We start from the raw sequence: 24,456 nt of genomic DNA on the forward strand, positions 1-24,456 counted from the left end.
TACGTGCGGCGTTGCGCGGGGAGCTGGATTTGTGCATTCCCGAGCAAGGCGCTGGCATAACCCTTGCAGAGGACATAGTCGTGGATCTTGGCCCTTTTTTGCTGCTGGCAACACTCGAAGGCCTGCTACAGGCGGCGGTACTGACCCTGACGGCTCTCGGCTTGAGCCTGGTTTTCGGCGTCATGCGCATCGTCAACGTCGCGCATGGCGAATTCTACATGCTGGGCGCCGTCATTGCCTGGTGGACCGCATCGCTCTTGTCGTCCAATCCGGCTGCGGGTTTCTTTCTGGCGCTGGTCATCAGCCCGCTTTTGGTGGGCGCAATCGCCTATGCCTGCGAGCGGCTGATCCTAAAGCGGCTGGAATATGATCCGGAAGCGACGATCGTGGCCACCATCGGCATGCTCTATGTCATCCAGCAGACGGTGCTGATCGCCTATGGCCCGGATGCGCGCCCGGTCGAGGCGCCCTTCTTCTTCCGCGTCCAGTTCCCGTGGTTCGGCTATTCCGGCTACAATCTCTTTGTCATAGCCGCCGCGATCGCGCTGCTCGGCATCTGCTGGTACATCCTTACAAAAACGCGGCTTGGCCTTATCATGCGGGCGACCCAGTTCGATCGCGAAACGGCGCAGGCCTTCGGGATCCCGGTCGGCAAGGTCTACGGTTATGTCTTCGCCGCCGGCGCCATGCTCGCTGCGATCGCGGCAGTACTGATCGTGCCGATCCGGCAGGCGCATTACCTGATGGGTCTCGATCCGCTGCTGCTTTCCTTCATCGTCGTCATCATCGGCGGCCTCGGGAGCCTGCGCGGCACGGTCATCGCCGCGCTGATCATCGGCCTCAGCGACGGCGTCATCTCCGTCTTCTTCTCGCCGACGCTCGCCAAGATGATCTCGACGCTGTTGGTCGCGCTTGTCCTCGTCTTCAAACCCGAGGGCCTTTTCGGAGCGAGGGCACGATGACATCACCGAGCTTCATCAAGGCCGCCGGGCTTCATCTGCTTGTCATCATGTCGCTCTTCGTTCTGCAGTTCGTCCTGCCGGCTTACCACCACCTGGCGATCGCTCGCATAATGGTGCTCGCAGTCTTTGCCATGGGCTATAACCTGCTCTTCGGCTATGCGGGGCTGCTCAGCCTTGGTCATGCACTTTTCTTCGCCGCCGGGCTCTACGGTGCGGGGCTCACGGCCTATCATCTCGGATGGAGCGTACCGGCGGCATTTGTTGCCGGCACTGGCTCGGGCTTTCTCGCATCGCTGCTGATCGGGCTGATCGCGCTGAGAACCAGCGGCGTCGCCTTCATGATCGTCACTATGATGTTCGCGCAGGTCGCATATCTCGCAAGCCTTTATTTTACCACCTATACCCGTGGCGACGAGGGTCTGGTGATGCCGGATGCAGCCCGCCGCTTCGAGCTATTCGGCGTAAGCTTCGATCTCACCGATCCCACCGTCCGTTACAATATCGCGCTGGCGCTGCTGACGCTGACGACCGTCGTCATCTTCGCCATTGTTCGCGGAACGACCGGCCGCACATTGATCGCGATCCGCGAAAACGAGCCGCGCACCCTAATGCTCGGCTACGACACGTTCCGGATCAAGCTGAAGGCGCTGGTGATCTCCGGCACGCTCTCTGCGATGGCAGGCTCGGCCTATGCACTACTCTTTGCCTATGTCGGCTCGTCCTTCGCCTCGATCCAATATTCGATCGACGCGCTGCTCTTCACTTTGCTCGGCGGCGCAGGCACGGTTCTCGGGCCGCTGCTCGGCACCATCGCCATGTTCTACATGATCGATATCGCCAGCGAATACACCGCCGCCTACCTGCTAGTAACCGGTCTGGCGCTAATCGCACTGGTGCTGTTCTTCCCGAAGGGCATTGTCGGGACCATCCGCGAAAGGTGGGTATCATGGCTGCCTTGACGTTACTCAGCACCAAGGGCCTGTGTCGGAATTTCGGAGGGCTGAAAGCGGTCCAGAATGTTGATTTCGAGATGGAGGTCGGCGAGATCCGCGCGATCATCGGCCCGAACGGGGCCGGCAAAACGACCTTCGTCTCGCTGCTCTCCGGCCGTATCGCCCCGAGCAAAGGCAGCGTCGAATTCCTCGGCCGCGATATCACGCGCGAACCCGCCTTCAAGCGCGTACGCCAGGGTATCGCCTATACGTTTCAGATCACCAGCGTCTACTCGAAACTCAGTGCTTACGAAAACGTCGCGCTCTCTGCCCAGAGCGCACTCAGCCGCGTGAAAGAGCCATTCGCGCGGCTACACAGCGAACAGATTGCCGAGCGGGTCGATTTCGCGCTGCGGCGCGTCGGACTTCAGGATCGTGCAGCCGCCAGGGCCGGCGAACTTTCCTACGGCCATCAACGGCTTCTGGAGGTCGCGATGGGCCTTGCCCTCGAACCGAAACTGCTGATACTCGACGAGCCTACCCAAGGGCTCTCCGACGGCGAGATCGAGAATTTCTGCGCCCTCGTCCGCGAGATCGCGGAAACTGCGACGATCCTCCTGATCGAGCACAACATGCCCGTCGTCATGCAGCTTGCCGATACGATCACCGTGCTCAACGCTGGCGAGATCCTCGCCAGCGGCACGCCGGAAGTCATCCGTGCCAATCCCGCCGTGCAGGCGGCCTATCTGGGATCCTGACCCATGCTGACTGTTACCGGGCTGAACGTCTATCACGGCACCAGCCAGACGCTGAAGGATTTCTCTCTATCGGTCGGTGCCGGCGAGGTGCTCTGCCTGCTCGGCCGCAACGGCGCCGGCAAGACAACCGCGCTGAAGGCGATCATGGGTCTCCTGCCGGCGCGTTCCGGCAGCATCAAGCTTGCCGGTACGGAACTGAATGCCCTTCCCGCTCATGAAGTGCCAAGGCACGGCATCGGCTACGTGCCGCAGGGCCGGCGGCTCTTTTCGGAGCTTACCGTCCGGGACAATCTCGAGATCGGGCTGATGACGCGCAAGACCTCGCGCGATATTCTCGAGCAAGCACTGACCTTCTTTCCCCGCTTGCGCGAGCGGCTCAATCAGGTCTCGGGAACGCTTTCCGGTGGCGAGCAGCAGATGCTCGCGACGGCACGCGCCCTCTGCATCGATCCGTCTGTGATCATGCTGGACGAGCCGACCGAGGGGTTGATGCCCTCGATGATCGCCGCCATCCGCGATGTGGTGCTAAGGCTGCGCGACCAGGGCAAGGCGATCCTGCTGGTCGAGCAGCGCGTCGATGCCGTGCTGTCGGTCGCCGATCGCGTGTCCTTCGTGGAGAACGGCCGGGTTCAGGCGACGGTTCCGGTCGACGAGCTTCGTGGCAACCCGCATCTGCTCGACAGATATGTCGGGATCGCCTGACCTCAGCAGATCTTGCGCAGCAGCTCCAGCAGCATCAGCCGCTCGCCCGCCGTCAGCGGGCTCAGCGTCTTTTCCGAAACCGAAAGCGCTGCAACGACATTGTGCGAGATCGCTTCGAGCCCGTCTTCGGTCAGCGACAGGACGAGCCGGCGCGCGTCGTTGCTGTCCGGCAGGGTGCTGACGAAGCCGCGCTTGACCAGCCTATCGACAACTCCCTTGATGGTCGCCGCGTCCATCGCTGTTTCCCGGCCAAGCCTATTTTGCGAGCAGGGCTGGATTTCCTTGAGCTTGGTCAGCGCCGCCCATTGCGTCGTCGTCAGCTTATCGTTGATAAGGCTCGCGAAGATCGCCACGTGGCGTTGGTTCGCCTGGCGGAGAAAAAATCCGATCTGTTCGTGCAGTACGTAGTCGCGCGGCGCCTCTGGTGCGATCGACGCTGCTTTTTTTTCTCTCTTCTCCGCCACGGCTCGGCCTTCTCGCATTTTTTCTCTTAAATTTTGCCTGTATACAAATGAACTGCGGGCAACGTTCGATGCGATTGACCGTCTCCTCGGCACCTGATTTTCCGAATTTAGCCGAATTGCCCGTTTGACGTTATGCGACAACGTGGTGACAAAGGAAAGCCCCATCGGGAAATCCGCCGTAACACAGGGCGTAAATCATTGTAGTAACGCCCATATTCATCCCGTCAAGCTTGGGGGCATCACTCCAAAAGCGCGCTTGACAGCGTAGGGATGTCATCCGATACTTATTCGTATACAAATAAAAAATTGGGAACAGAGATGCGCTATTACACTCCGCGGAGCTGCGAGGAGGCCGTCGCGATTCTCGCATCTGGCCAGCATGACGTGCTAGCCGGCGGCACCGACTATTACCCTGCCCTTCGCGACCGCCCGGCGACGCGCGATCTGATCGATATTTCCCGTATTGACGAGCTTCGTACAATCCGAAGGGAAGGCGATGGCTGGCGCCTCGGTGCGGTCACCACCTGGAGCGATGTGGCTCGCGCAAACCTTCCCCCACTCTTCCATGGCCTGCAGGCTGCCGCTCGCGAAGTGGGTGCGCTGCAGGTTCAGAACGCCGGTACGATCGGCGGCAACATCTGCAACGCTTCACCGGCCGCCGATGGCGTGCCGCCGCTTTTGACGCTCGACGCCGAGGTCGAAATTGCCTCATGCGAGGGGCGGCGCACCGTTCCATTGTCTGCCTTCATAACGGGCGTTCGCAGGACTGTTATGCGCCCCGGCGAACTGGTAACTGCCATCCTCGTGCCGCACCGGAACGCCGCTTCCGCCTTCCTCAAGCTCGGTGCCCGCAGATATCTGGTGATCTCCATCGCCATGGTTGCCGTTCTGCTCGAAGCCGACGGGTCGGGCCGCGTCGCGCGGGCGAGAATCGCCGTCGGTGCCTGCTCGCCGATCGCCCGCCGCATAAAGGCACTGGAGAGCGAGCTTGCGGGCCAGCCGATGAACGGCGAGATCCTGGCGTCAGTCGTCGAACTGCGCCACCTTTCCGTCCTTTCGCCGATCGACGACGTCCGCGCCGATCGCGCCTATCGGCTCGAAGCAGCAACAGAGCTGCTCCGCCGCGCTTTGCGCGCTGCGCTTGCGACAGCCTGGGAGCTTGCGGCATGAACCAGATCGCTGAAGCCAAGATCGCGGCGAATGCCGTTGCAGTTAATTTCACCCTCGACGGCGAAGCCGTCGCTGCCCATGTCCATCCCGCGCGCCGGCTTTCCGAAACGCTGCGCGAGGAATTCGGCTGCAAGGACGTCAAGATCGGCTGCAACGCCGGCGACTGCGGCGCCTGCACCGTACTACTCGACGGCGAGCCCGTCTGCTCATGCACCACAGCGTCGGCGCAGGCCAATGGCCGTGCGGTCGAGACGCTGCGTGGGCTTGTCGACACGGATGCGGTCGCAAAAGGTCTCGCCGAAGCCTTCCAGCGGCACGGCGCCGCCCAGTGCGGCATCTGCACGCCGGGCATAATCGTTACGGCAACCGCGCTGCTGCGCTCCTGTACGCAGCTGAACGAGACCGTTGTTCAAGATGCGCTCGGCGGCGTGCTGTGCCGCTGCACCGGTTACCGCAAGATCATCGACGCGATCCTGGATGCCGGCGGCGCGCTCGCAAGACCCGCAACGCTAACCGAGGGCGGCGTCGGCGCGGCGATTGCCCGCATCGACGGGCTTGCAAAGGTCATGGGCCACGAGGCCTTCGGCGATGATGTTGCACCCAACGATGCGCGGTCGCTTCGCGTCATCCGCTCGCCTTATCCGCATGCGGCTTTCGCTTTCGGCGATCTGAAGGCCTGGCGCGACGCCAATCCCGGTGTTGAGCTGGTGCTGACGGCCAAAGACATTCCCGGCAAGAACTGCTTCGGCGTCATCCCGCCCTTTGCCGACCAGCCGGTCTTTGCCGAGGGAGTCGCGCGCTTCCGGGGCGAGGCCGTCGCGGCCGTTGTCGGTGAGGCGAACGCGATCGCCGCACTCGATCTCGAGTGTTTCCCGATCGCCTGGGAAGAGCGCAAGCCGGCAATGACTGTCGCAGAAGCGCTTTTGCCGGAGGCAGCCGTCCTCCACGGGAACCGCGCGGGCAACGTGATGTGCAGCGGTTTCGTCAAGCGTGGGGATGTCGAAGCCGGCTTCACCGCCGCCGACATCGTCATCGAGGGCGATTTTGCAACCGGTTTCGTCGAACACGCCTATATCGAGCCGGAAGCCGGCTATGCTATCCGCATTGGCAATCGGTTGGAAATCTATGGCTGCACGCAGGCACCCTTCATGGACCGCGACAGCATAGCCGAGATCATGGGGCTGTCGCCGGAGGCCGTGCGCGTGGTGCCTTCGGCCTGCGGCGGTGGCTTCGGCTCCAAGCTCGATCTTTCCATCCAGCCCTATATCGGTCTTGCCGCCTGGCTCACCAACCGGCCGGTGCGCATGGCCTATTCCCGCACCGAATCCATGCAGTCCACCACAAAGCGCCACCCCAGCGAGATCACGATCCGCATCGGTGCGACGCGAGACGGAAAGATCACTGCGCTTGAGTTCAACGGCGATTTCAACACCGGCGCCTATGCCTCCTGGGGGCCGACGGTCGCCAACCGCGTGCCGGTGCACGCCTCCGGCCCCTACTTCATCGAGAACTATCGCGCACGGAGCAGGGCGATCCACACGCACTGTCCGCCATCCGGCGCCTTCCGCGGATTCGGCGTGCCGCAGGCGGCAGTGGCACAGGAGTCCCTGCTCGACGAACTGGCGCTGAAGCTTGGCATGGACCGCCTGGAACTGCGCCGGCTTAACGCACTCGACAACGGCCAGCCGACGGTAACGGGCCAGATCTTCGACAAGGGCGTCGGCATCGGCGCCTGTCTGGAGGCCCTGCAACCGGCCTGGGATCGCGCCGTCGCGGAAGCAAAGGATCTCAACGCCGAAGCCGCGCGTTCCGGCAGCCCGTTGCGCTGGGGCATCGGCATCGCGTCCGGCTGGTACGGCTGCGGCAACACCTCGCTGCCCAATCCCTCGATCATCAAAGCCGGCATTCGCGCCGATGGCACCATCGTCCTGCACCAGGGCGCAACCGATATCGGCCAGGGTTCGAACACCGTTATCGCCCAGATTTTCGCGACCACGCTGGGTGTGCCTGTCTCTGCCTGCATGCTCGTCGGCCCGGATACCGACCTGACGCCCGATGCCGGCAAGACCTCCGCCTCCCGACAGACCTATGTTTCTGGCAATGCGGCTAGGCTTTGTGGCGAAGCGCTGAGAACACAGATCCTAAGGCTCGGCAATGTCTCGGGCGATGCCGAGATTAAGATCGGCAACGGCGTCATCCGCCTCGCCGACGGCGAGGTGCGCCGGACGGTTCACCTTGGCGAAGCCCTGCCTGCCGACGCGGACGGCTACGTCCTCATGGCCGAGGAAAGCTACGACCCGCCGACAAGACCGCTCGACGAGAACGGCCAGGGCGATCCCTACGCGGTCTTCGGCTATGCCGCGCAACTGGTCGAACTCAGTGTCGACATGGCGCTCGGCACGGTTAAGCTGCGGAAGTTCACCGCCGCCCATGACGTCGGCAGGGCCATCAACCCGCTGCTGATCGAGGGACAGATCCAGGGCGGCATCGCTCAGGGTGTGGGTTTTGCGCTGATGGAGGAATTCGTTCCGGGACGCACCGAGAACCTGCACGATTACCTCATCCCGACCTTCGGCGACATTCCGCCCGTCGAGACCCTGATCGTCGAGGTCGAGGACGGCCATGGGCCTTACGGCGCCAAGGGGCTCGGGGAGCATGTACTGATCCCGACTGCGCCGGCGATCCTCAACGCAATCCGCGATGCTGCGGGCGTGCGCATCCACCACCTGCCAGCGACGCCGGCGAAGGTGATGGCGGCGATCCGCACCGTAGTGAAGAACTGACGGGAAATCCCAATGGTCAAACAAGTGATCGAAAGCACAATCGACGGCAAGATCCGCTGCGATGCCTGCCCCGTGATGTGTTACATTTCAGAGGGCAAATCCGGCGCCTGCGACCGCTACGCCAATGTCGGCGGCGACCTCATTCGCGTCGATCCCCTAACGATCATCGAGAACCGGAAGGACAATGGCGGCCAGCTCGTTTCCTTCCTGCCAGGCGCCGAAGACAAGGACTGGGACGGCGATCTTGTTCAGGCGAAGCGCTCCTTCGTCACCGCCGTCGGCGCCGGCACCACCTACCCGGACTACAAGCCTGCCCCTTTCATCGTCTCGCAGCAAGAACGCGGCGTCGACATGGTGACGGTCGTCACCGAAGGCATCTTCAGCTATTGCGGCGCCAAGGTGAAGATCGATACCGACCGCTATCTCGGCCCTGAAACCTCGGCCGTGCGCGTTGAAGGCGAGCCGGTTGGCCATGTCACGACCGGAGAATACGGCTCACAGATGCTCTCGCTCGGCGGCGTCCATCACCTGACCGGCGGGACCAAGAAGGAGGGCCGCCTCACCTGCGACGCACTTCTGCGACTCTGCAACGGCGAGGCCGTGGCGATGACGATCGACGGCGGCGCTGGGATCGTCGTCAAGGCGGGTACGGCACCGGTCATCAACGGCGTCGAGGAACAGCGAATGCGCGTCGGCTGCGGCTCGGCGACGATCGGCATGTTTGCCAAGCAATGGGCCCGGCATGTGGACGAGGTTGTCGTGGTCGACGACCACATCACCGGCGTTCTTTCCGAACACCAGGCGGGCCGCGTGCTCAACATCCCAGCGACCGGCATCAGGATCAAGGGCCGCCGTTCAACCCCGGGTCGCTATTTCCAGGTGGCAGAGCCCGGCACCGGCTGGGGCGGCACCAACATTTCCGATCCGCTCTCGATCCTCGGCGCGTTCGATCCCAAGACCGCCTATCCCGGCCTGCGCCTCCTGATGGTCTCCACCACGGGCGAGCAATATGGCTACTACATTCTCGACGAAAACCTCGTGCCCGCTCTCCAGACGAGCCTGCCGGACGATATCCGCTTGTCGGTCGAGCAGATCGCCGAAAATTGCGAGCCGGCCGTCTGCTCGGTGCTTTTCATGGGCGGCGCCGGAGGCAGCTTGCGCGCAGGGGTCACGCGCAATCCGGTGCAGCTCACCCGCTCGGTCAAGGACGCACTGACCTACGTATCGTGCGGCGGCGCGCCGGCCTATGTCTGGCCCGGCGGCGGCATTACCGTGATGGCAGACGTGACGCAGATGCCGGCCAATTCCTTCGGCTACGTGCCGACCCCCGCACTCGTCGCGCCAATCGAATTCACTATGCGGCTTGACGACTACCGTGCGCTCGGCGGCCATATGGAAGCGGTCGTACCGATCGAGGAGGCGCTGAAGGTGGCGGAACGCAAGGTCGCTCAGCGCCAGGACGCACCCTGGCCAACCGAAAGGCAAAACTTCAAGTGGCAGGCATGACACGGATAGCGACGGAGTGACGAACCTTGGGTCCTCAGGCGAGATACTTGCCGGATCAAGACGGATCGGGTGGCAGGCTGCATCTGCAGCACGGCCCGATCGACCTCGTCATCGGCGCCGATGACGGCGGTCGCCTGCGTCGCAACGCGGCAGATATGCGCGCCCGTGCCTTCGACGTCGCAACGGCGAGGTTCGAAACGGTGCTTGAGGAGCTGACGTCGGAGCTGCCGCTGCTTCGCGCCGAAGCGGATCCGGACATGTCCGATCCCGGCGGAAGCGTCGCCAGACGGATGGTCGCGGCAGTGAAGCCGCTTTCGCGATACCGTTTCATAACACCGATGGCCGCCGTTGCCGGCGCCGTCGCGGAGGAGATTCTAGAGTCAATGGTTGCCGCTTTTTCACCGGTCGAAAGACCGGCCCGGATCTACGTCAACAATGGCGGCGACATCGCTGTCCATCTCCACGGTGACGCCTCCTTCCGCGTCCGCCTCGCGCGGCTAGACAACGTTTCGCTTGGCCATTTCGAGCTGAAGGCCGCCTGCCAGAGCCGCGGTATCGCCACCAGCGGCAGGGGGGGCCGCAGCCTCTCGCTCGGCATTGCCGAATCCGTTACCGTCATTGCCCGCACCGCGGCCGAGGCGGATGCCGCCGCGACGCTCATCGCCAATGCCGTCGATCTTCCCGGCCATCCCGCAATCGAACGCGTCCGCGCCGTCGATGTCCGCGACGACAGCGATCTCGGAACAAGGCTCGTGGTCCGCAATTGCGGCAGGCTGGCATCCAACGAGGTCGAGGAAGCCCTGTCACGCGGCGGCGCGGAAGCTGAACGCTTCATAGCGCTCGGTTTCATCGAAAGAGCCGCGCTTTTTCTTCAGGATCAGGGGCGCCTGGCAATGGCGTGCGATCAGGACTCCACCGGAATCACAATCAACGCAACGGAGCACGTCAGCCATGGCCGAACCAAAGATCAGGAAAATCCTTACGGCGGTGGAGGAAATCCGCCATGAAGGCGGCACGCCACCTGCAAAGCCGCTGAAGCGCGGCGCCGTGCTTGCCGTTATCGAAAATCCGTTCGCGGGCGCCTATCATGAGGATATTCAGGGCTTCATGAAAGATCTGGAGCCTCTCGGCCTCGACATGGCGAGGCGGCTGATAGAAGCGCTCGGCGGCGACGCGGACGCGATCGAGGGCTATGGCAAGGGCGCGATTGTCGGTCAGGCCGGCGAACTGGAACATGGCGCCCTATGGCATGTGCCGGGCGGCTATGCCATGCGCGAGGCATTGGGCAACGCCAAGGCGATCGTTCCCTCGACGAAGAAAGTCGGCGCCGCCGGCACGCGGCTCGACGTTCCGGTAACCCATGTCAATGCGTCCTATGTCCGCAGCCATTTCGACGCCATGGAGGTCGGCCTTGCCGACGCACCGCGCGCTAACGAGATCGTACTGGCGCTGGTAATGACCACCGGCGGGCGCATTCACGCCCGCGTCGGCGGCCTAAAAGCAGAAGACATCAAGGGAGAGGATGGACTGAGATGAAAGCCGAAATCCGTAAACTCGCCGTTTTTCTCGAGGAAACCCATTCTGAAATGGGCCGGACGGTTTCGCCACCGACCCGCAAGGCGGCCGCAATTGCGGTTATCCGCAACCCCTTTGCCGGACGCTATGTCGAGGACCTGACGCCGCTGATCGATATCGGCGCAGAACTCGGCGGCCTGCTGGGGGAGAAATGTGTGGTGGCATTGGGCATTGAGCCCTCCGAGGCCGAGAGCTACGGCAAGGCAGCCATGGTCGGCGAGGACGGCGAGCTGGAACATGCCGCCGCCCTACTGCATCCCGCCATGGGCAAGCCGCTTCGCGCCGCCGTCGAGAAAGGCGCGGCCCTGGTCCCGTCGTCGAAGAAGCGTGGCGGGCCTGGCCAGACACTCGACATACCCCTCGGCCACAAGGATGCAGCCTTCGTCCGCTCACACTTCGACGGCATGGAGGTAAGCCTAAACGATTCCCCGCGCGCCGACGAGATCATGGTCGCGGTCGCCGTCACGGACAGCGGCCGGCCTTTTGCCCGCGTCGGCGGCCTGAAGGTGGACGAGATCGAAGGCAAGGACGGACTGCGCTAGATCACGGTGATTTTGATCCATTCCGCCCAAAAATCATAAATGTGAACGATCTAAAAGGTTAAGGTGTCGTGCCTGCGAAAACCCGCCCACGCCTTTCCTCACTCGGGGCCTCGACAGGGAAGACGGTGCGAAGTGGTCTGATCGTGACGTGTGGAGAAGCTGGTATGGGAGAGCACCCGGGTTCAAGCGCCAAATATAGACAAAATGCGGGGATTCCCTAGCGATGCGACAATATCAATCTCAAGTCACCTGCTTTCATGAACCACTCGGCACTTCAAAGCGCTGCGGCGATCTAAGTGCGCCTGAAGACCGACGCTGAGTCAGCCCCCATACTGGGCATACCGGCCGAAGACGATCTCCGGCACCGCCGTGGGCGGCGGCGTGTTGCGGCTTCGCTGCGTCCGGATTACGCCGTCGATGACTGTCATGCCGATCCCGGGCAGGTTGCCGAGCTTCACGGACTCGAGGAGGGTCGCGCCTGGCGCATGCTGGGCCCGGTCCATGATGACGAAGTCGGCCGTCCTGCCGGGCTCGATGACGCCGCAGTCGAGATTGCGCTGGCGGGCCGTATTGCCGGTGGCGAAACAGAAGGCCACCTCCGCCGGCGTGTCGGAAAGACTAGCGACCAACGACACCATGCGCAGGATGCCGAGCGGCTGCACGCCGGAACCCGCCGGTCCATCGGTGCCGAGAATGACCTGATCGAGCTTCTTGAGTTCACGCGCCGTGTTGACGGTCAGCAGCGCTGCACGCTCGTTTCCGTTGTGAACGATCTCGAGACCCCGCATGCAGCGCTCGCAGATGCAGACGATCTGGTCGTCCGGCAGCGCCGTATGCCCGCCGTTCAGATGGCCGACCACATCGGTATCCGCCTCCAGCACCACATCCTTGTCGATCAGGCCCGAGCCGGGAATCGAAGGACCACCAGTGTGAATTGTGCTCTGGATGCCGTACTTGCGCGCCCAGGCCACCATCTGCTTGGCATTGGCGGCGTCCTTGACGCTGCCAAGACCGACTTCGCCGAGCAGCTTGACGCCGGCCTCCGCCAGATCCTTGAAATCCTGTTCGACCATGCCCGTCTCGATGACCGGCGCACCGGCATGAACCTTGACCCCTGAGGGGCGGAAATTTTCGTAGAACCGCTGCGAGGCAATCGCATGCGCTTTGAGGCCGACGATGTCGCGCGGACGGCCGGGTGCGTGCACTTCGCCAGCCGAGATCATCGTCGTTACACCGCCGTTGAGCGTCGAGTCGATCCAGTTCAGTTGCTGCTGGCGCGGTGTGTAGTCACCGATCACCGGGTGGACGTGGCTGTCGATGAGCCCGGGGGCGACTGTCGTCGCCCTGGCGTCGACGATCGTCTTGGCGCCTTCCGTGTCGATGTCCTTCTCATAACCTACGGCGGTGATAATCCCGTCGTCGCAAACGATGCAGTCCCCGTCGAGGATCGGCTGCTCGATCTTGCCGGAAAGGATCAGGCCGATATTCTTGATGACCAGCCTGCCAGCCTTTTCGTTTCCGCCCGCTACATCAGCCATTTTCGTCCCCTTCCTTGATTGTTGCACGCCGGATCCGGCGAAATTTATCTGCGGCACGGTTCGGCGATCCAATTTGCACACGAATGCTAACTTTGCCGGAAATTTCTGTCGAGCCCAAATCCTTTATTGACAAAAGCGCCGTTTCGGATTTCCATTTCATTCGTACACAAACAAATTATTGCCGATGGAACGGGAAACCCGGATGACCACGCAATCGACCGGCAAAACCGGCGCAGGAGAGAAGCAGGACGCCGACAGGCCGAAGTCTCCAGCCCCGGCAGACATCTTTGCTCAGACCGTGACGGCGGTGAAGCACTACACCGACCGGCTGTTCCATTTCCGCATCACCAGGCCCCCAAGCTTTCGCTTCCGCTCCGGCGAATTCGTCATGATCGGCCTGCCAAATGCGGTGAAGCCGATGTTCCGCGCCTATTCGATGGCCAGCCCCTCTTGGGACGAGGAGATCGAATTCCTTTCGATCAAGGTGCAGGGCGGGCCGTTCACCGAACACCTGCAGAAGATCATTCCCGGGGACACGGTGCTGATGCGCAAGAAACCGACCGGCACGCTGGTGCTCGATGCCCTGCTGCCGGGCAAGCGGCTCTACCTCTTCTCGACCGGAACAGGCGTCGCGCCATTCGCGAGCCTTATCCGCGATCCGGACACCTATGAGAAGTTCGAGGAAGTGATCCTCGTGCAGACCTGCCGAGAAGTCGCCGAACTCACCTACATCACCGAACTGGTAGACGGACTTAAACACGATCCGCTGATTGGCGAAGCAGCAAGCGAGAAACTACGCCTCCATACGACGACGACACGCGAAGCGTTCCCCCGCATGGGCCGCGTCACCGATCTCATCCGCAGCGGAGCTTTCTTTCGCGAAACTGGGCTGCCGCTCTTCGATCCGACGCAGGACCGCGCCATGATCTGCGGCTCGATGGAAATGCTGAAGGACAGCAAGACGGTTCTTAAATCCTTCGGGCTCGTCGAAGGCGCCAACCATGCGCCGGCCACTTATGTCGTCGAACGGGCATTCGTCGGTTGACTTCAAACGCGATTATCCGGCACCCGACAGAAACTGAACGCTTGGCAGTCGAGAGCTGGATCCCATCATGTGCGGGTCCGCGCCTTCATGTGAGTCCATCGTCGAAACATTGCAGGCATCACCGCCGTTCCTGAAGGACGTATCCCGATGACAGGACCGTGCCGCGTGTTCGAAGACTGACGAACGCGAATGCCTGTGGAGACGAAACACTACGAGACGTTGTCTACAAGGCAAGAAACGCTGAGTATATCATGCGCATTGTCGAACTTGACGGTCGCTAGTCTGCCACTTTAGAAGATTCGCAAGCACGGGACATCAATTCGCGCCGCGTCGGCGACAAGGCTTTTTTGAGTTGAATGACCGTGCCGCGGCCAAAATCAGAAGGCGCGACGCCAGCGAAGGAATTGTGTTATGCCGTCTCAACTCCGCGCCGTCTTGGTCGTCGCTGCCGTTGGCCTTGTGACGATGGAGGCCATCCCTGCCGCCATGGCCGGAAGCGATGTCGGTCAGCCAGCGCAAGCTCGACTCCGGCGTTATACTGTTTTTCAAAAACGGTATAACCGGCGAGAGGATAGGGAACAAGATGGGATGTCGTAGGGACCGTCCGGAGACAGCGAGGACGGATGTCGAGCCGGGGCTGCCTCCATTGTAACTTTTTTGCAGAAGCGTTACAACGGACGGGGCAGGGCATTGCAACCGGACCGTCGCATAGACAGTCCTATGGACCGTCCGCATTCCGGACCTGTGCCGGAGTAGCCTTCTGGACCTCCGCTTTTGGCCACCATGCCTCATATGCCCGCTGCGCCCGCCTGGACGGCGCCGACGAACATCAGGACGATGGTCAGCCAGAAATTCGTCGCTGGGTCTTGTAGTTGTCGCGGGCGATCCTCCTGCTCGAAATCAGGGATGGTGTTCAAGGCCTGCGGGTTCAGCTTGAAGCCATGCCGGCCGTGTCTGCCGCAATGGAGGGATTTCGGATGCGACCTTCTATAACTGGCGCAAGAAGTATGCTCATCGGCACCCCCGCCGAACGGGAACTTTTTTGCCGAAAGCTGCGTTTGTCTGCTGTCACCGAACTCGACCAAGTCGATGACATTCATGGGGCTCGCCGACATGACAGGAGGCGAGCCCCTTCCTTTTCCGCGGTTTGCTCAAAAGTAGATCGACATCACCAGGTCCTGGTCGAAATCCCCGAAGCCCTTGCCAAAAATATTCATGCCGCCCGGATTGTCCGCCTTCTCGTCAATGCCGATACGAAAGCGAATGGAATGATGATCGGCAATGCCGAGCGAGGCAATCGTCTGTGGCGAGACCATCGCACCATCGATCCAGGTTCCCTTGTCGTCGATCGTCCAGGTCTTGAGCTTGCCGTATTGCGAGCCGCTGAGTTTCCACCAGGCCGGCGAGTACATGCCGCGCCGGTCGCCGAAATCGCCCGGTGACGTCCAGTGGCCGGCCTTGATGCCATTCACCCAGATCGAAATGTCGGATGGCCAGTTGGCATTGGTCGCCGGCGTCTCGGAGCTGAGCTCCGCCGAAAACTCCACCTTGCGGATCTTTCGGCCCGTGACCTTGGCATTGTTCGGAAATTTGTACTCCACATAGCCGCGGGTGAACCACAAAAGTGCGGCCTGCATGCGCTGCGGGTCGAGGAAGACTTCCTGCACGTCCAGCATGCCGATGACGTTGTTGACCGAGCACAGGCCGCAGGGCGCCTCCACTTCGAACTCCGTGAAAAGCCCGATCGGCATGCTGACGGTTACGACGTCTTCCGCAGACTTTGTGCCACTGGCGTCGAAACGGATCAGAATTTCGTCGTAGATGCAGGAGCAGACCTTCTGATTACCTTTCGTCGCCTTCATCGTCTGCGTCTGTATCAGCCCTGCCTGTTCCAGCGCCTTCAAGTTGGTCGCCGCCGTCGATTGCGGCAAGCCCATGTGACCGGCGATGTCGTTCACATTCAAGGGACCTTTCTGGCGCAGCAGGTTGAGGATTTCGATACGCGTCGGTGAACCGAGGGCCTGTACGACTTCGGCATCCTTCATCGGATCGACGGTTAGAAGCTTAGTCTCCATGCTCTACTACTTGGTTCTCGAGTCTTTCTCGGCTGTACTTCGCTGATACCATGCAGGGTTGCCGGTGTCGCCGCCTTTTCTATAGGTGCCGGCCCGCGCCTTGGGAGAGCTGCCGCGGACCGGCTGGGCCTTCTCACCTCGGCCCGAAAGGTGTTCTTCACTCGTCTACCCCTTGATGCCCGAAGAGAGCATCAGCGCCTGCGTAACGCGCTTCTGGAAGAGCAGATAGGCAACTGCGACGGGCATGGCGGCGAGGATCGCGACGGCCATGTCACGGGCATATTTGACGCCGAAGGCATCGCTGATCTGGGTAATGCCGACGGTAACCGTCATCATGTCCTCCGAGCTCGTGACAAGGAAGGGCCACAAGAAGGCGTTCCAGGCCATGATGTAGGTAATGATCGCAAGTGCCGTGGTAATTCCCCAGTTCAGCGGCAGATAGAGCTTGAAGAGGATCTGGAATTCCCCGCAGCCGTCGAGCTTTGCCGCTTCGCGCAATTCCTTAGGAACGGAATCGAAGAACTGCTTGTAGACGATGACGACCACCGGAACGACCAGTTGCGGCAGAATGATGCCACCCCAGGTGTTGATCAGGCCCAGCCGGTGCATGAGCACGAACTGCGATACCACAAGAGCCTGCGACGGCACCATGAAGCTCGCTAGGATGATGCCATAGAGCAGTTTGCGGCCCGGAAAGACGATCTGCGACAGCGCGTAGGCGCACATCACGCTGATCACGATCACGACGATCGTAACGGTGACGGAGGTCACGATCGAATTCATGTACCAGGTGGCGAGATTGGTATTGAAAAGCGCAAAGTAATAGGCCGAAAAGTTGAAGACGTCGGGAATGAAGGTGGTTTTCGATACCACCTCCTGCTCGGGCTTGATCGATGTGACGATCGCCCAATAGATCGGGAATGCCCACATGCAGGCGATGCACAGGGTCAGGACGAGAAGAAGCGCGTTGCCGATGGTCTTGCCGGGCATGTGTCAGCGCTCCCTTACGCGCAGAAGCTGGTATTGCAGCACGGAAACGACGACGATGATCAGGAAGAGCATCACGGCGACCGCCGAGCCGACACCACCATGATTGAGGCGGAAGGCCTCGCGGTAAACGAGCTGCAGCAGCACGTAGGTCGAGTTGAACGGTCCGCCTTCGGTCATCAGATAGACCTGGTCGAAGATCTTCAGCTGCAGGATAAGCTGGAGCGTAAGAACGAGCGCCGTGACCGGCCAGATCAGCGGCCAGGTGATGCGGCGGAAGCACTGGAGGCGCGTCGCACCGTCGAGCATCGCAGCCTCATAATAATCCTGCGGAATATTGCGCAGTCCGGCGATGAAAAGCAAAAGGTTGAAGCCGTTCGTCCACCAGACCGTGACGAGGGCCACCATCGGCATGGCCCAGACGGGATCACGGAAAACACTGATGCGCTTGCCGGTGAAGAATTCGATGATGTACTGCGCGATGCCGAACTGCTGGTCGAGCACCCATTGCCATATCTGGGTCACGACAGAAACCGGCAGGATATAGGGGATGAAGAAAAGCACGAGTATCAGGCTCTGCAGCCAGCCCTTCAGCCGCACGACCATCAGCGCCAGACCAAGGCCGATCAGCGTGTTCGGAATGACGGTCAACACGACGAAATAGCCGGTGTTCCACACGGACGTATAGAAGAGCTTCTGGCCGAAAAGCTTCACATAGTTGCCGAACCCAACCCACTGCCCCACGCCGATCAGTGGCGCGTCGGTGAAGCTCAAGGCAAACATCTTGTAGACCGGGTAAGCAAACACGACCAGATAGGCGGTCAGAAACGGCGCGATCATGATGATCGCCGTCAGCGTCTTGCCTTGTCTTTCACTGCTGAACACTAAGCATCTCCTTCAAGCGCAAAACGTCGGCCGGAGGGTCGCTCCGGCCGACGAATTCTCACATCTGGCTCTTCAGTTCTTCGCGCATTTGCTCGATCGCGTCTTCCGGTTCGAGCTGCCCGTTCAATGCCGGAACCACGAAGTTCTGCGTCGCTTCGTAGATCGGGCCTGCGACGCCTGCGAGTTTGGAGACCGGATCGAAGGCAGCCGTGTCTGCGAGCTTCGCATAGGTCGCGTTCGGCTGCATTTCCTTGAATTCCTTGCTGTCGGTCACGGGCTTATAGGCCGGAATGTGACCCGCGCTCGCCCAGGAGATGCTATGCTCGTTCATCCAGTTGATGATCTCGAGTACAATCTTCACCTTCTCCGGAGCGATCGGCTTGGCATCGCTGTTCGGGATCGCGAAGGAGTGCGAGTCCGCCCAGGTCGCCTGCGTACCCATCAGATTCGGAATTTCGATGGCACCCCATTCGAAACCGAGATTGCCGTTCTTCTGCAGGTCGACCATGGTCGGCACCTCCCAGACGCCGTTGATATGCATGGCGGCCTTGCCGGAGGTGAAAAGCGCAATCGAGGCTTCATAGGAAATCAGTTTCGGCGAATAGCCGGTGGAGACCCAGTTCGCCATGGTCTGCAGCGCCTTGACGCCGGCATCGCCCGGCAGGATCTCGTCTGCATCGATGAACTTCGCGCCCTGCTGTGAAAGCAGGGTATAAAAGACGCGCCACATCGAACCGCCTTCGTCGGTATGCAGCGACAACGGATACTCGACCTTGCCGGTTGCCTTGATCTTCTCGAGCGCGGCATTGAAATTGTCGAGCCCGTCGAGACCCTTGGGCAGACCGTCGTCGCCCAGCAGCCCGGCCTCTTTCAAAATGGTCTTGTTGTAGTAAAGGACGATCGAATGAACGTCGAAGGGAATGCCATAGACTTTGTTGTCAAACGTCGCCTGCTTCCAGGCAGCATCGACGTAGTTTTCCTTCTTGATACCGGCCGTAGCGAGCTCTTCATCCGAGAATGGCCGCAGGATGCCGGTCGGGACGGCGAGCGGATAGCGCGACATATGATAGGTCATGATGTCGGGCTGCTGGCCGACGGCTGCCGACGTCTGCACCTTGGTATAGAAGGGAACGCCCCATTCAAGCGTCGTCGCGTTGATCTTGATGTCCGGGTGGGTGTCGTTGAACTCCTTGATGAGCGCCTTCATGCGGATACCGTCACCTCCGCTTAAGAAATCCCACCAGGTAATATCCGTCTGTGCGAATGCCGCTGCCGAGGGCAGCAATGCGATTGCCGCCGAAACGGCCAGTTTCAATAGTATTTTCACGTCGGTTCCTCCTCGATAAATTCATGGGTTGTGACCATCTCGCGATCCGGAACAGTCTGGGGCGCAGACCTCCTCCAAGGCCCGCATCCTCATCCTGCATTCACTTCCGAAATCCGGGCTCAGACGCCCGAATTGCGGCTATCAGCTGAGCCTCCTGCTTTCGCTGTCGAAGGCCAGCATTTCGGGCACCCTCAAAGAGAGGTGGATCTTTTCCTTGGGCTGCGGGCGGCTGTCGCGGCACTCGACCGTCATTTCCGCGCCACTCGCAGTCAGAATGTGCAGGTAGCCGGTGCCGCCGAGCTCCTCGGTGAACTCGGCCACGGCCGGAAGCGTCACAGTGCCTTCGCCCGCCCCGAGCCCGATATGCTCCGGACGGACGCCGACATGGACGGATGCGCCGGCAGCAACACCCGTACGCGTCGGCAGATCGAACGGCTGGCCGGGCGCGTCTTCAAGCTCGACCCGCAAAAAGCCTTGCCCTGCGTTTACGACTTTTGCCTTCAGAAAGTTCATGCCCGGCGAGCCGATGAAGCCTGCGACGAACATGTTTTGCGGATCGCGATAGAGCTCGAGCGGCGCGCCGACCTGCTGGACGACGCCTCCCCTCAGCACGACGATCTTGTCGGCAAGCGTCATCGCCTCCACCTGGTCATGCGTGACATAGACCATGGTCGCGCCGATCTGCCGGTGCAGGCGGGCGATCTCCATGCGCATCTTTACGCGCAGTTCGGCGTCAAGATTGGACAGTGGCTCATCAAACAGGAAGACGCGCGGCTCGCGCACGATCGCCCGGCCGATCGCCACGCGCTGGCGCTGGCCGCCGGAAAGCTGGCTTGGCTTGTGATCCAGATAGTCACCGAGACGCAGAATGTCCGCCGCCGCCTTGACCTTCTGCTGGATCTCCACCTTTGGCCGGCGCGCGATCGACAGGCTGAACGCCATGTTTTCGAAAACGGACAGATGCGGATAAAGCGCATAGGACTGGAAGACCATCGCCACGCCGCGCTTGGAGGCTTCCCTGTGCGTCACGTCGTCGTTTTCGATGCGGATTTGCCCACCGCTCGTCTCCTCCAGCCCTGCAATCATTCTGAGCAACGTCGACTTTCCGCAGCCCGAGGGACCGACAAAAACCGCGAACTCGCCCTGTTCGATCTCGATATCGACGCCATGAATGACCTTGAACGAGCCGAACGACTTGCTGACATTCGTCAGCTTGATACCAGACATGCATCCTCCCGATTGTCGTTTTGATCGGGGCGGCTCCTCCGCCGCCCCGATGGCAATCAGTTCACGCCGAGGCGACAGACAGCAATATGAAATGATAGGATTTTGCCGGCAGGGCCCCGATGAGCGCACCCTCGTCGGTGATGGAAAGACCTGTGCCCGACCTTGGGACGATGCGCTCCTGGTTCTCGACCGCGTTCCTGGCTTTCAGATCCTCGCCGGTCATGACGTGATGCTGCACGATCTTGAGACCCTTGAAGCCTTGCAGCTCGACGCTGAGGTCCATCGCCTCGTCAAGGCTGCGGTTGATCGCAAAGAGCGCTATGGTCTTGCCATCGTCGTGCAGCACCGCCGACAGATCGAGATAGGGCACGTCCTGCGCGACCTCGCAGTCGTAAGTCGGGCTGGATGACGACACCGTCAGCGCCGTGCCGCGACCGTATTTCGAGGCAAATTGCAGCGGATAATAAATCGACTGGCGCCATGCCGGACCGCCGGCCTTGGTGAGGATCGGCGCAATCACGTTGACGAGCTGCGCCATGCAGGCGATCTTGACCCGGTCAGAGCGGCGGATGAAGACATTGATCAGCGAAGCGACGAAAATCGCATCCTCGAGATTATAGAGTTCTTCGAGGAGCGGCGGCGCTTCCGGCCAATCCCAGCTCGCGATACGCTCGCCGTCTTCCTTGCGGTCGTGATACCAGACGTTCCATTCGTCGAAGCAGATCTTCACGTCGCGCTTCGATCGCTTCTTCGCCTTGATGTAGTCGATGACGCCGCCGATGGTGACGATATAGCGATCGAGCTCGATCGCCTTGGCATAATAGTTCAGCGTGTCGTCTTCTTCGTTGCCGAAGTACTTGTGCAACGAAATGTAGTCGACGCTGTCATAGCTCGCATCGAGAACCGTCGCCTCCCATTCGGGATAACTCTTCATCTTGTCGTTGGACGAGCCGCAGACAACCGTCTCCAAGGTCTTGTCGAAATATTTGAAGGCCTTGCTGACCTCGTTGGCGAGGTGGCCGTACTCGGCAGCACTCTTGTGGCCGACCTGCCAAGGACCGTCCATCTCGTTTCCGAGGCACCAGATACGGACATTGTGCGGGTCCTTGTAGCCGTGCTTGGCGCGCAGGTCGCTCCAGTAGGTTCCGCCCGGATGATTGCAATATTCGAGGAAGTTGCGGGCATCGTTCAGGCCGCGCGAGCCGAGGTTCATGGCGAGCATCATCTCGGTGTTGGCAAGCTTCGACCAGTCGGCGAATTCGTTGATGCCCACTTGGTTCGTTTCACGTGTTCGCCACGCAAGATCAAGCCGGGTCGGACGCTGGTCCCGCGGGCCGATACCGTCTTCCCAATGATAGGCCGAGACGAAATTGCCACCCGGATAACGCACGATCGGCATGTCGAGATCGCGCACCATATCAAGAACATCGGTTCGAAAGCCGTCCTTGTCCGCCTTCGCATGGCCCGGTTCATAGATGCCGGTGTAAACGGCCCGGCCCATGTGCTCAAGGAAGGAGCCGTAGACCCGCTTGTCGACGGTCGAAATCGTAAATTCCCGGTTGAGTGTGGCTTTTGCCCGCATGAATGTTCCTCGTTTATTGAATTTGATTTTTCCGCAAGCTAGACTCGGAAATTTTTTATTTCAAGGATTTTGTTTTGTATCAAAAAATCAGTTTCATATGGTGGGCGTGTGCGATTGGCGCACATATTTGCCGCGATGCGTAACGCTGATTCCAGGTATGTGTTGTGCCTTGCTTTTTCTTGGCCACCTGCGCATTTCAGCTTCGCATCCGGTCGCCATCGACCGGCCGCGATCCACTTGAAGGATCGCTGCTCTGGCGTGACATTGACCGCAGAAACTGCGATTATAAGCGCCAGATCGAGAGGAACCGTCACCAGGACAATCCGAAGCAGGGATCTCTTTGCACGTTCGCGTCGTTTCCTCTTCGAGGACTTCTTTGGCGGCGGGACGGCGGATAGTCGGCGGTTATTGAACAGCGATCGTCAACCAGGAAATAACCTTGACCTCGACGAAGCCACCCGGGAACGGACCCCAAGCCGAAAACCATCACCGGGGACCGGAAAATTTCCCCCTCCTCGTTCTCGGAGCCCTCGGCGTCGTCTACGGCGATATCGGCACAAGCCCGATTTATGCATTCCGCGAAGCCCTGAGAGTCTCCGGTCAGGTGTCAGGGATGGTCGATGGCAAGCAAATTCTCGGTTTGCTTTCCCTGATTGTCTGGTCATTGACCTCCATCGTCGCCATCAAATATGTCGGCTTCGTTTTGAAAGCCGATAACAAAGGAGAAGGCGGCACACTTTCACTGATGTCACTCGCCCGAGAGAGCCTTGAAGGCAGGCCGGTTTGGGTCCTTGTTCTTGGCATTGCCGGCGCGTCGCTGTTTCTGGGCGATGCCATTATCACTCCTGCGATATCGGTATTATCGGCGGTCGAAGGCCTCGAGGTGGTCGCCCCGCAGCTTTCGCATTGGGTCGTTCCGACCACGGTTGTCATCATAACGGTACTGTTTCTCGTTCAACGGTTCGGGACGGGCGGTGTCGCAAAGGTATTCGGTCCCGTCACCGCAGTATGGTTTTTAACCCTTGGCGTCTCCGGCCTTGCGCACATCCTCCAACAGCCCTTGATCCTCTCGGCCATCAATCCGCTTCACGCCATACAATTTCTCGGCACGCATGCTGGAATTTCAGTGTCGGTTCTGGGTGCAGTGTTCCTGGCGGTAACCGGCGCTGAGGCGCTCTATGTGGATCTTGGGCATTTCGGGCGCAAGCCGATCGTCTTTGCCTGGTTCGCGCTGGTGTTTCCAAGCCTGCTTTTGAATTATTTCGGTCAGGGCGCATATGTCCTCAGCCATCCTGAGGACATCGAACATCCTTTTTTTGCAATGCAGCCCGAATGGGCGCAATTTCCTGTGGTTGCTCTCGCTACCGCTGCAACCGTCATTGCCAGCCAAGCGGTCATATCCGGGGCATATTCCCTTATCCGCCAAGCGATGCATCTCAATCTTCTGCCGCGCTTCAGCATCCGCCATACGTCGGAAACTCAGGCCGGACAAATCTACATGCCCCAGATCAATGCCTTGTTGTTCGTCGCCGTCATCGCATTGGTGATCACGTTTCGAAATTCCAGCGGTCTGTCCGCCGCCTACGGGATCGCCGTCACCGGTGAGATGCTCATTACCGCTATTTTGCTTTTCGTCGTCGTGCGACGCGTCTGGAGATGGCGACGGACACTTGCATTGATCGTAATCGCTCCGCTGATCCTGATCGACACCAGCTTCTTCGTCGCCAACGTCGCAAAGTTCGGACAAGGCGGCTGGGTTCCTGTCGCCGTGGCCCTCACCGCTGCGTTCTTGATGCAAACCTGGATTTCCGGACGTCGCTTGCTGACAATTAGAACGAGGGCGGACGAGGTCCCCCTCACGATGATCATTGACAATCTGACAAGGAAAAAGCCATCAACCGTGCCGGGAACTGCAGTGTTTCTGACGAGTGACGTCGAAGGTGCGCCCACTGCTCTCTTGCATAGCATGAAGCACTACAAGGTGCTGCACGAGCACAATATCATCCTCTCCGTTCTGACGTCCCCGTCACCTTATGTCGCCGATGACGAGAAAATCTTCCTTGAGAGCCTGCATCCCCTGTTCAGCCGCATCGTCATCACCTTTGGCTATATGGAGACCCCCAACATTCCCCGCGCCCTTATCCTGGCGCGCAAGCTCGGCCTGAAATTCGATATCATGTCGACGACCTTTTTCCTGTCGCGCAGGACGATCTTGCCGTCCGAGAAAGGCGGCATGCCGCTGTGGCAGGATCGGGTGTTCATCGCACTCGCGCACAATGCCAGCAACGCAACTGAGTATTTCCGGCTCCCGACCGGGCGTGTCGTCGAACTCGGGATCCAGGTGACGATCTGATTGGCTGTTTTCAGCCTTCCATCGGCGCGGTGCCTGGCGTTCC

At 60.5% G+C, this 24,456-nt stretch carries 21 protein-coding genes; 12 read left to right on the forward strand and 9 right to left on the reverse strand.

The window, feature by feature from the left end; genetic code table 11:
• Positions 1-80: 80 nt before the first annotated feature.
• Genes ISN39_RS31235 through ISN39_RS31250 form a run of 4 tightly spaced genes read left to right on the forward strand, consistent with a single transcriptional unit; the run spans position 81 to position 3,354 of the window.
• Positions 81-962, forward strand: coding sequence for a branched-chain amino acid ABC transporter permease (locus ISN39_RS31235; protein ID WP_194731758.1), 882 nt, complete (start codon positions 81-83; stop codon positions 960-962).
• Positions 959-1,921 (forward strand): branched-chain amino acid ABC transporter permease, encoded by a 963-nt coding sequence (locus tag ISN39_RS31240; RefSeq protein ID WP_194731759.1) that lies wholly within the window; start codon positions 959-961, stop codon positions 1,919-1,921. The genes ISN39_RS31235 and ISN39_RS31240 overlap by 4 nt, the downstream gene beginning before the upstream one ends.
• On the forward strand, positions 1,909-2,652 hold the full coding sequence (locus ISN39_RS31245) for an ABC transporter ATP-binding protein (protein ID WP_194731760.1): 744 nt from the start codon (positions 1,909-1,911) through the stop codon (positions 2,650-2,652). Before ISN39_RS31240 ends, ISN39_RS31245 begins: the two co-directional genes overlap by 13 nt.
• Before the next feature lie 3 nt (positions 2,653-2,655).
• Complete coding sequence (locus ISN39_RS31250) at positions 2,656-3,354, forward strand: ABC transporter ATP-binding protein (protein WP_194731761.1); 699 nt, start codon at positions 2,656-2,658, stop codon at positions 3,352-3,354.
• Between the two features lie 2 nt (positions 3,355-3,356).
• Here the strand turns inward: ISN39_RS31250 and ISN39_RS31255 are convergent, their stop codons facing one another.
• On the reverse strand, positions 3,357-3,818 hold the full coding sequence (locus tag ISN39_RS31255; protein WP_246763480.1) for a MarR family transcriptional regulator: 462 nt from the start codon (positions 3,816-3,818) through the stop codon (positions 3,357-3,359).
• A gap of 318 nt (positions 3,819-4,136) precedes the next feature.
• Between ISN39_RS31255 and ISN39_RS31260 the strand changes: the two genes are divergently transcribed.
• Genes ISN39_RS31260 through ISN39_RS31285 form a run of 6 tightly spaced genes read left to right on the forward strand, consistent with a single transcriptional unit; the run spans position 4,137 to position 11,394 of the window.
• Positions 4,137-4,988, forward strand: a complete 852-nt coding sequence (locus ISN39_RS31260) for an FAD binding domain-containing protein (RefSeq protein WP_194731763.1) — start codon at positions 4,137-4,139, stop codon at positions 4,986-4,988.
• Entirely contained in the window at positions 4,985-7,771 is a 2,787-nt protein-coding gene (locus ISN39_RS31265; RefSeq protein ID WP_194731764.1) for a molybdopterin cofactor-binding domain-containing protein, read from the forward strand. Before ISN39_RS31260 ends, ISN39_RS31265 begins: the two co-directional genes overlap by 4 nt.
• A gap of 12 nt (positions 7,772-7,783) precedes the next feature.
• A complete protein-coding gene (locus ISN39_RS31270) occupies positions 7,784-9,277 on the forward strand; it encodes a 6-hydroxynicotinate reductase (RefSeq protein ID WP_194731765.1) in 1,494 nt (497 codons plus the stop codon).
• Between the two features lie 47 nt (positions 9,278-9,324).
• Positions 9,325-10,284, forward strand: a complete 960-nt coding sequence (locus ISN39_RS31275; RefSeq protein WP_246763481.1) for a UPF0280 family protein — start codon at positions 9,325-9,327, stop codon at positions 10,282-10,284.
• Positions 10,229-10,813, forward strand: a complete 585-nt coding sequence (locus ISN39_RS31280) for an amino acid synthesis family protein (RefSeq protein ID WP_194731767.1) — start codon at positions 10,229-10,231, stop codon at positions 10,811-10,813. The genes ISN39_RS31275 and ISN39_RS31280 overlap by 56 nt, the downstream gene beginning before the upstream one ends.
• Complete coding sequence (locus ISN39_RS31285; RefSeq protein WP_194731768.1) at positions 10,810-11,394, forward strand: amino acid synthesis family protein; 585 nt, start codon at positions 10,810-10,812, stop codon at positions 11,392-11,394. Before ISN39_RS31280 ends, ISN39_RS31285 begins: the two co-directional genes overlap by 4 nt.
• 320 nt (positions 11,395-11,714) lie before the next feature.
• Here ISN39_RS31285 and ISN39_RS31290 read toward each other — a convergent pair whose 3' ends face one another.
• Positions 11,715-12,932 (reverse strand): amidohydrolase family protein, encoded by a 1,218-nt coding sequence (locus ISN39_RS31290; protein ID WP_194731769.1) that lies wholly within the window; start codon positions 12,930-12,932, stop codon positions 11,715-11,717.
• A 202-nt stretch (positions 12,933-13,134) separates the two neighbouring features.
• Here ISN39_RS31290 and ISN39_RS31295 point away from each other — a divergent pair, with 202 nt between their 5' ends.
• Positions 13,135-13,977, forward strand: coding sequence for a ferredoxin--NADP reductase (locus ISN39_RS31295; protein WP_194731770.1), 843 nt, complete (start codon positions 13,135-13,137; stop codon positions 13,975-13,977).
• 788 nt (positions 13,978-14,765) lie between these two features.
• Here the strand turns inward: ISN39_RS31295 and ISN39_RS36965 are convergent.
• The 7 genes from ISN39_RS36965 to ISN39_RS31330 all read right to left on the reverse strand — a co-directional run bounded on the left by ISN39_RS36965 (position 14,766) and on the right by ISN39_RS31330 (position 22,060).
• Positions 14,766-15,077: a hypothetical protein gene (locus ISN39_RS36965; protein ID WP_246763482.1), complete on the reverse strand. Its 312-nt coding sequence runs from the start codon at positions 15,075-15,077 to the stop codon at positions 14,766-14,768.
• 51 nt (positions 15,078-15,128) lie between these two features.
• A complete protein-coding gene (locus tag ISN39_RS31305) occupies positions 15,129-16,052 on the reverse strand; it encodes a transcriptional regulator (RefSeq protein ID WP_194731771.1) in 924 nt (307 codons plus the stop codon).
• A 165-nt stretch (positions 16,053-16,217) separates the two neighbouring features.
• Entirely contained in the window at positions 16,218-17,042 is an 825-nt protein-coding gene (locus ISN39_RS31310) for a carbohydrate ABC transporter permease (RefSeq protein WP_194731772.1), read from the reverse strand.
• 3 nt (positions 17,043-17,045) lie between these two features.
• Positions 17,046-17,879: a sugar ABC transporter permease gene (locus ISN39_RS31315; protein ID WP_194731992.1), complete on the reverse strand. Its 834-nt coding sequence runs from the start codon at positions 17,877-17,879 to the stop codon at positions 17,046-17,048.
• Between the two features lie 103 nt (positions 17,880-17,982).
• A complete protein-coding gene (locus tag ISN39_RS31320) occupies positions 17,983-19,251 on the reverse strand; it encodes an ABC transporter substrate-binding protein (protein ID WP_194731773.1) in 1,269 nt (422 codons plus the stop codon).
• Positions 19,252-19,392: 141 nt separating this feature from the next.
• Positions 19,393-20,478: a sn-glycerol-3-phosphate ABC transporter ATP-binding protein UgpC gene (ugpC, locus tag ISN39_RS31325; RefSeq protein ID WP_194731774.1), complete on the reverse strand. Its 1,086-nt coding sequence runs from the start codon at positions 20,476-20,478 to the stop codon at positions 19,393-19,395.
• 61 nt (positions 20,479-20,539) lie between these two features.
• Positions 20,540-22,060, reverse strand: coding sequence for an alpha-N-arabinofuranosidase (locus ISN39_RS31330; RefSeq protein ID WP_194731775.1), 1,521 nt, complete (start codon positions 22,058-22,060; stop codon positions 20,540-20,542).
• 439 nt (positions 22,061-22,499) lie between these two features.
• On the opposite strand from ISN39_RS31330, the gene ISN39_RS31335 reads away from it, so the two are divergent.
• The gene (locus ISN39_RS31335; RefSeq protein WP_194731776.1) at positions 22,500-24,413 is read left to right on the forward strand and encodes a potassium transporter Kup; all 1,914 of its coding nucleotides are present in this window, start codon (positions 22,500-22,502) and stop codon (positions 24,411-24,413) included.
• The last annotated feature ends 43 nt before the right edge of the window (positions 24,414-24,456 follow it).

Origin of the sequence: Rhizobium sp. 007 (assembly GCF_015353075.1) — a bacterium.
GTDB lineage: Bacteria > Pseudomonadota > Alphaproteobacteria > Rhizobiales > Rhizobiaceae > Rhizobium.